Origin of the sequence: Nitratidesulfovibrio oxamicus (assembly GCF_015731765.1) — a bacterium.
GTDB lineage: Bacteria > Desulfobacterota > Desulfovibrionia > Desulfovibrionales > Desulfovibrionaceae > Cupidesulfovibrio > Cupidesulfovibrio oxamicus.
Window position 1 is genome coordinate 1 of sequence record NZ_VRYY01000056.1, and the last position, 7,989, is coordinate 7,989.

Below are 7,989 nucleotides of genomic sequence, written 5' to 3' on the forward strand. Positions count from 1 at the left end.
GGCCCGGTGCCGGGCAGGCGGCGGATTGCGCGGCAGGTGCGGGTGCGGCGGCGGGCGGCACGGGTGTTTCGGGGGTGGGCGGTACAGGTGAAATCGGGGCCGACACGGGGGCTGACGGGGCGGGTGCGGGAGCTAAGGGGGGTGCCGAATCGGGCGTTGTTGCTTCCGTGGCGGATGACGCCGGGGGCGTTGCAACTGCCGTTGCGGCGGCGGTGTCAGTCACGCTTTCGGAGGTTGCGGGGGCGGCGGGGTGCGCGCTTGTCGCTCCCGTGGAGTCCGTGGAGTCCGTGGAGTCCGTGGAGTCCGTGGAATCCTGGGCCGCTGGGGAAACCGTGGAGAAGGCGGAATCGGGGGCGGATGCCGCAGGCACGGACGTTGCCGCGTTTGCCGCGTCGCCTGCCTGCGCCGTTACCGCTGTGCCCGCTGCGCCTGTCGCGCCCGTCGTGTCAGGCGCAGCGGGCGTGGCGGCCACGGTGGTACTGTCGTCAGCGTCAGGCGTGCGTTCGCCGTCCTGCGGTTGCGGGGTGGCGGTGGCCCCGACGGGCGCGTCAGTGATCATATCGGGGGCCACGGGCTGGGTGGCCTTCTCCTGTGCGGACGGCTGTGCGGAAGCGGGGAGGGGAGTTTCCGGGGATGCTTTGGGGGTATCGCTCATGCGGTGGTGCTATCCGGTCAGGCGGGGGTACGCCGGGATTCTGGCAGGTTGAGGAACGATTGCAGGATGCGCACGGCTGCCTGCTGGTCCACCACGGCCTCCAGCGCCCTGCCGGAAAGCCCGGCGTCGCGCAGGTCGTCCTCGGCCTCGTAGGAACTCAGGAACTCCTCCATGAGGTAGACGGGCAGGGTGGTGCGGCGCTTCAGCCGCTCCACGAAATTGCGCACCTGCCGGGTGGTCAGGGTGTCCGTGCCGTCGTGCAGCAGGGGCAGCCCCACCACGTAGGCGTCGGCGCGTTCTTCCTCGGCCACGGCCAGCAGTTCGGCAAAGAACCGGTCGCGGGTGGTCATGACGATGGTGCGGCGCGGAAAGGCCATGCTGCCGCCCGTGTCGCTGGCCGCGATGCCGGTGCGCTTCGTTCCGTAGTCTATGCCAAGGTACTTCATGGGTGGCCGGATGCTACGCCAGCGGGGGCGGCTGGGCAAGCTGCGGGGTGGTGGAGAGTATCGGGGGAGGGAGGAAGGAACTTTCGAAAAAGTTCCTTCCTCCCTCCCCCGAACCCCCTCCCTTCTTCCTCAAAACTTTTCAACGGTGGGGGGGCGGTCAAAGGGAAGGGGCGGTCATGTTCAGAGCGGGATGGCTCCCTCGTCGCGTCAGGGCGTGGTCCCTGTTGAAAAGTTTGAAGGGGTGGAAGGGGGTCCGGGGGAGGAGGGGAAACTTTTCAAAGTTTCCCCTCCTCCCCCGGTTCGTTCTTTCAGTCTTTCGTTTTTTCTTACAAGCCGCTGTCATCCACCACGCGCACGCCGCCCTCATCTTTGGCCTGGTCGGCGGCCTTGCGCAGCAGCTTGCGCCAGTCCGCGCCCTTGGCCAGTTCCGCCAGCCATTCCAGGGTATGCAGCACGGGGCGCTTGTCCTTGAGGGCCAGCATGGTGCGCTTGATGCCCACCTTGCACGAGGGGCAGCCCACGATTACGGGCGCGCCGTCTGCGTAGGTCATGAAGTCCGCCTCAAGGCGCATGCGCTTGCGGGCGCGCAGCTTGTTGTAGATGGCGGGCGAGGTCATGGCGCCCATGCCCGATTCGCCGCAGCAGCCGGGGTTGACGCGGACTTTCGCGCCGGTGAAGGCGGCCACGGCCTGCGCGTAGATGTTCGCGGCCTTGCCCTTGTGCACGCCCACCCATTCCGCGTGGCACGAGGGGTGGTAGAGCACCTCGGTTCCGGCGGCGGGCTTGGCCGCGCCGGTAAGGGCCTCTGCGGGCAGGCGTTCCAGCAGGAACTGCACCATGTCCTTGTGGTGCATGGCCGGCGCGTTGCCCTGTGCGGCCAGCAGTTCGTGCCGCTGGATGCCGTCGCGGCACGAGCCGCACGCGGTGATGACGTGGGTGACGTTGAGTCCTGCTGACCGCGCCTTGTCCAGCGCAGCCTTGATGGCCTGCACGTTGCTGTCGCGGTTGGTGGCGAAGGCGTTGTCGGCCCCGGCGGACAGCAGCGGATAGCCGCAGCACAGGTGTTGTTCCGGCATGACCACGGCCACGCCGGATTTGAGCATCAGCATCAGCCCGGCCAGCCCGATGTTGCGGTAGAACAGCCCCGCGCCGCAGCCGGGGAAGTAGAACACCGCTTCCACGGGTTCACCGGTGGCCGCCGCGCGCTGTCTGGCGCTGGCGGGCACGAAGATGCCCCCCTTGCCGAGGTGCAGGGTTTCCGCAAGGTTCTTGTAGCCCACTTCCGGGCCGGGACCGGCGAACAGCGGGCTTTCGAAGCGTTCGCGCCACCCGGCGGGCACCAGCCCCACGAAGCGGTTCTGGAACCGCTGGCCCATGGACGCGGCCTTGGCCGCGCGGGGCACGCGCGATGCCGGATCGGCGGACAGCCATTCCAGCACCTTGCGCTTGATGGGGTGGCCGCCCGCGTTTTCCGATTCCAGGAAGGCGCGCATGGCCAGCGCCACGCCGGACGAGTCGATCTTTACCGGGCAGACCGAGGTGCAGCGACCGCAGCCGGTGCAGTGCTCCATCATGGTGCGCAACTCGCCCAGCAGGAAGGGGTCGGGTCGGCCCTTGTTGACCTGCGAATAGTACACCGCCTCCACCAGCGCGCCGAGGGCGATGTTCTTGTTGCGCGGGTGGTATTGCAGCGACTGTTCCGGGTAGAACATGGGGCAGACCTGCTTGCATTTTCCGCAGCGGGTACAGATCTGCACGTTGGCCAAGAGCGCGATCAGCCGTTCCTTGTCGGGCAGGCCGCTCTGGCGGATGTCCTCGATGAGCCGGTTGAACGAGAAGGTGAACGGGCGCACCGGCAGTTCGCGCTGGGTCAGCTTGGCCGGGTTCAGCACGTTGCGCGGGTCCACGCGCTCCTTGAAGGCGCGCAGGGCGTCCATCTTCTCCTTGCGCAGGAAGGCGATCTTGGTGATGCCGATGCCGTGTTCGCCGGAAACCTCGCCGCCCACTTCCTGGGCTTTCGCCATGACGCGGTGGGCCACCTGCTCGGCATTGTGCAGCATGACCGGGTCGTTGGAGTTGACCGGTATGTTGACGTGACAGTTGCCGTCGCCCGCGTGCATGTGGCTGGCCACCTCGATGCGGGTGGCCTGCATGTGATCCTTGATGCGCTCTATCTTGCGGGCCAGGTTGGGGTGCACGTTGGCCAGCTCGCCCAGGAAGACCACGGCGCGGATCTGCATTTCCTCGTCCGAGATGTCCTTGGCCGAAACCTCTCCCTTGGCCACCTTGGAGGCGTAGGTGAACTCGCGGTTGAATTCCCTGTCGTCCAGCGGCATGCCCGCCAGGCGTCCCACCTCTTGCAGGGCCGAACGGTAGGCGGCGGCAGCGCATTCCAGGTTCACCTGCTCCAGGAAGTCGGCGAACTCGGGCACCCCGTCGATGGGAATGACCACGTCCTCGTTGATCTTGAAGCCGGAGGTGCGGCGGGCGATGGCGGACAGCTTGTGGCGGTCCTCCCAGAAGGCTTCCGCCTCCTTCTCGTCGCGCGCGGCAAAGATGTCCGCCCCGTCGTAGGGGTTCACGATGTCCAGGATCTGGTGCACGGCGCGGTCCAGGTGGAACTCGTCGTCGCCGTCCAGTTGCACGATGAGCACCGAGATGGGGTCGCCCTCGTATTCCGTGGACTTCTTCTTGTATTCTATGGCCTTGACGTATTTGGAGTTGAATTCCTCCAGGGCCGAGATCTTCACGTGGTCGCCTTCGCGGCGGATGGTGTCGCGGTAGCCCACCACGTCCTTGATGACCTGCATGGCGCTGTTCATGGAACGCCCGAAGAATTCCAGCACCAGCACGCGCTGGTGGGTGGGCTTCTTGTGCAGCACGAAGCAGGCCTCGACGATGATGCCGTCAACGCCTTCCTTCTGCATGCCGGGCAGGCCGCCCAGGGTCTTGTTGGTCACGTCCTTGCCAAGGCCGGGCAGGCGGATTTCGTCGCCGCGCAGGGATACCACGTTGCGCACGCCGCCGCTCAGGTCGCGGATTTCGAAGGTGGCCGTCTCGCCGGGCATGATCTTGTGGCGCGGGTGGTTCACGCGGGCCACGTCGATGATCTCGCCGGTGGGGGTGACCATGCGCCACGAGAGCAGGTTGTCGAGGGTGGTGCCGTATTCGAAGGCAAAGGGGCCGCCCGCGTTTTCCGCGATGTTGCCGCCAATGGACGAGGCCAGCTTGGAGGCCGGGTCCACGGTGAACAGCAGGCCCTTCCTGCCCGCCGCGACGATGGCGTCGTTGGTGATGACGCCCGCTTCGCAACACAGCACCCTGTTCTGCTCGTCGATGCTGACGATGCGGGTAAGGCGGCCAAGGCTGAGGATCACCGTGCGCTTGCGGGCGGGCACGGCCCCGCCGGTCAGGCCGGAACCGCCGCCGCGCGGAATGATGGCGAACTTCAGCTCGTTGGCCAGCTTGACCACGGCGCTGACCTGTTCGGCGGATGCGGGGCTGACCACCAGCATGGGCAGTTCCATGCGCAGGTCGGTGGCGTCGGTGGAGTTTTCCACCAGCGCGCCGGGGCGGGTGTCGATGCACTCGCGCGGCATGACGGCGGCCATGCGCTTCACCAGTTCGTCGCGGTAGGCCACCTCGGCCTCGTGCGCGCTCCAGAACATGGTGATGCCTTCGCCGATGCTGGTGGCGTAGTGGTGGGCAAGTGCCGCCTTTTCGCCCTCGAAACGCGCGCGAACGCTCGCTTTCACCGTTTCCGCGTCGATGAACGGGTTGTACACGACGAGAAACAGTTCTTCCGCGATTTCGATGGCGAGATGACGGACGGATTCCGGCCAATCCTCGAACTCGTCGAGGTTGATGCGCAGAATGCGGTTTACGACGAAATCTGCGGAGATGGAGATGTGCGGGCCTTTATGGGGCATGGGCGGGCTCTCTCTCGGGTTGCGGTGAGAGGAAGCCGCTGACTATAGGCGCGCGCGGCCCGGTTGGCAAGTTGAGTGAGCGCACGATGTTTTGGCGGGGGGCGGTACCGGCATGGCCGGGGCACGCGTGGGGGAGCGGGCAGGCAGTTCTTCGGAAAAAACATGCGCGCCTTGATGTGTCGTGGTGGTTTAAAATCAGGGTAATGATGTTATATCCGTAAACGAAAATTCTATTGTGTGGCGCAGTGTTATACGTGGGTTGTGTGTGCGAACAGCATAGGCTGACTGCATCATGCCCCGCTTGTTAACTGTAAGATCAATCAATTGATTGTAATTGACTCTTTTCTGCGTTTGGTGTGTAGCGTGGTGCATGCTCCCAGAAAGGAGGAATGCCATGCCGCACGCACTGCCACGCGCCGATGTCATGGGACGCCTTGCCGCGGACAACCCGTGGTGGACCGACGCGACAGCCCGCCCCTTCGCGGCGGACCTGCCGCAGCGCGACCACTTCGCGCCGTTCTTCGAGCTTGCCGCCGACTGTGCCCTGCACCGGGCCGTGGTGCTCATGGGGCCGCGCCGGGTGGGCAAGACGGTGCTGCTGCACCAGGTGGTGGATACCTTGTTGCAGCAGGGGGCCGAACGCCGCCAGATCCTGTTCGCCACCCTGGACGCCCCGGCCTATACCGGCATGGAGTTGGCCGACTTCGTGGAACTGGCCATCGAAATGGCGGGGCTGGATCCCAATCGCCCGGGCTGGGTCATCCTTGACGAAATCCAGTACATGGCCGACTGGGAGCGCGGGCTGGATACCCTGGCCGCCCGCTGGCCCGCGTTGCGCTGCACGGTGTGCGGGTCCGCCGCGCCCGCCCTGCGCCGCATGGGCGATGCCGAGGCGGCGGGGCGCTTTGCGGTGTACATGCTGCCGCCGCTGTCCTTCGCGGAGTTCCTGCGCCTGTCCGGCGGGCAGCGCCGCGACATGAAGCAGCTGTTCACGCCCGAACGCATGGACGAGCTGAACGAATTGCTGGTGCGGTACATGAATTTCGGCGGCTACCCGGAAGCCGTGGTGTCCGAGCGGGTGCGCGCGGACATGGCGCGCTTCCTGCGCAGCGAGATCATCGACCGGGTGCTGTGCAGCGACCTGCCCGGCCTGTACGGCATCTCGGACGTGCAGGAGCTGAACCGCCTGCTGGCCGTGCTGGCCCTGAACAGCGGGCGCGAGGTGACCCTGGAGGACCTGCGCGGCGAATCGGGCATCGCGGTGAACACCCTGAAGCGCTATCTCGACTATCTGGAAGCCGCCTTCCTGGTGGTGCGGCTGCGGCGCATCGACGACGCGGGCCGCCGCTTCCGGCGCGACCGCAGCTTCAAGGTGTATCTGGCCAACCCCTCCATGCGCACGGCGCTGTTCGCGCCCATCACCGGCCCGGACGACCCCGGCCTGCAACCGCTGCTTGAAACCGCCGTGGTGGGGCAGCTGCTGTGCAGCCCGGCCCTGTCCCGCAACACCTGCTACGCCCGCTGGGACGGCGGCGAGGTGGCCCTGGTGGGCCTGCACCCGGTGCACGGCAAGCCGGTGCTGGCCTTCGACATCCGCTGGAGCGACGAAGGCATCGCCCCCGGCCAGAAGAACGGCAATGGCCGCTGCGGCGCACCCGCCGTGCCCGCAACCACCACCCGTGCCGCGCGCAAGGCGGCGGGCAACGGCAACGGGACACAGCTGCGGCCCCTGTTCGAGTTTGCCCGGCGGCACAATGTGCGCAAGTCGTACGTGACCACCCGCACCACCTTCACGGTGGGGGTGCAGGGCACCACGGAATTTTCGTACCTGCCCGCGGGCATGCTGGCGTTCACCTTGTCCAGCCAGGCGGCGGAGCGGATTTTCGCCAAGCTGGTGACGGCGGACTGCGGGTAGCAGGCTGTCGAAAACCCAGGTTCTTGCGGGGGAGGGACCATCCCCCCTCCCGGAATGCTTGGTCGAGGTCACAGGAAAGGGGGTCAAAGGGGCACAGCCGCTCTGCGACCGCCATCCGGATGCACCATGATTCGCATGACGGCTGCCGTCCCGGGTTGCCGGAGGCATCCAGAAACAGACGTTTTCAGCAAGCTGCCTGCGGCGTCGGGCGGGGAACACATTCGGGAAAGGGACAGGCAAGAGTGGAGCCGGAGTGCCCCCCGCCCCACAATGACTGTGAGGCTGCGGCGGGACGAAGGCACGAGTACGGGGCGGTGCGCTGGTGGTGGAGCTTCTGTGGGGAAGCGGCACCGCAGGCGCACCGCCCGCTTTTTTTGGGGGAAAGGGGGTGCCGTTGGCGATGGCGCTGCGGGGTTACCCCCGCCCGGCCAGCACCCGGCGCGCCCAGGCGGCCTGACCCAGCGAGATGCAGCCGTCGCCGGGGGGCAGTTCCGAGTGGGTCAGCACGGTCAGTCCGCGCGCGGCAAGGGCCTGCGGCAGGTGCACGGACAGGGTGAGGTTCTGCATGGCCCCGCCGGACAGGGCCACCACGGGCACGTCCATCACCCCGGCCACGGCGGCGGCCATGTCGGCAAGGCCCGTCACCAGCCCGGCATGGAAGCGGCGCGCTACCTCTCCGGGCGGGGTGCCGCGCGCCCAGTCGTCGTGCACGGCGAGGAACAGCGCGTGCGTGTCCAGCACCAGCGTTTCGCTGCCGTCACGTGCGCCTCGCAGGGGGCAGGGGTAGGCGTGGGTGAAGAAGGCGTCGTGGCTGCCGCCGCATGGTGATACGGCGTCCTGCGCGTGTTCCAGCCGGATGGCCGCCTGCCCCTCGTAGGTGACGGTGGTGCACAGCCCCAGCAGGGCGGACACGGCGTCGAACAGCCGTCCGCAGCTGGAGGTGAGCGGGGTGTTCACCCCGCGTTCCAGCAGACGCGGCAGCAGGGCGGCGGCCCGGGCGTGGCGGTGCAGCCACGGCCATGGGCGCGTGCCGTCCGTGGCGGG

General features: G+C 67.2%; 4 protein-coding genes and 1 pseudogene. 1 reads left to right on the forward strand and 4 read right to left on the reverse strand.

Features of this window, described 5'->3' with window-relative positions; translation table 11 throughout:
* The 3 genes and pseudogenes from FVW20_RS19590 to FVW20_RS02730 form a co-directional block, all read right to left on the reverse strand.
* Window positions 1-655, reverse strand: a pseudogene (locus FVW20_RS19590) (hypothetical protein); the annotation flags it as partial.
* A 17-nt stretch (window positions 656-672) separates the two neighbouring features.
* The gene (gene ruvX / locus FVW20_RS02725) at window positions 673-1,101 is read right to left on the reverse strand and encodes a Holliday junction resolvase RuvX (protein WP_196608190.1); all 429 of its coding nucleotides are present in this window, start codon (window positions 1,099-1,101) and stop codon (window positions 673-675) included.
* A 326-nt stretch (window positions 1,102-1,427) separates the two neighbouring features.
* Complete coding sequence (locus tag FVW20_RS02730; protein ID WP_196608191.1) at window positions 1,428-5,030, reverse strand: FAD-binding and (Fe-S)-binding domain-containing protein; 3,603 nt, start codon at window positions 5,028-5,030, stop codon at window positions 1,428-1,430.
* Between the two features lie 394 nt (window positions 5,031-5,424).
* On the opposite strand from FVW20_RS02730, the gene FVW20_RS02735 reads away from it, so the two are divergent.
* Window positions 5,425-6,945 carry an ATP-binding protein gene (locus FVW20_RS02735; protein ID WP_196608192.1) on the forward strand — a complete coding sequence of 507 codons (1,521 nt, stop codon included), beginning with the start codon at window positions 5,425-5,427 and terminating at the stop codon, window positions 6,943-6,945.
* Between the two features lie 414 nt (window positions 6,946-7,359).
* Here FVW20_RS02735 and FVW20_RS02740 read toward each other — a convergent pair.
* Window positions 7,360-7,989 (reverse strand): Kae1-like domain-containing protein (locus FVW20_RS02740; protein WP_443677864.1); only part of this gene is annotated, 630 nt, incomplete at its 5' end.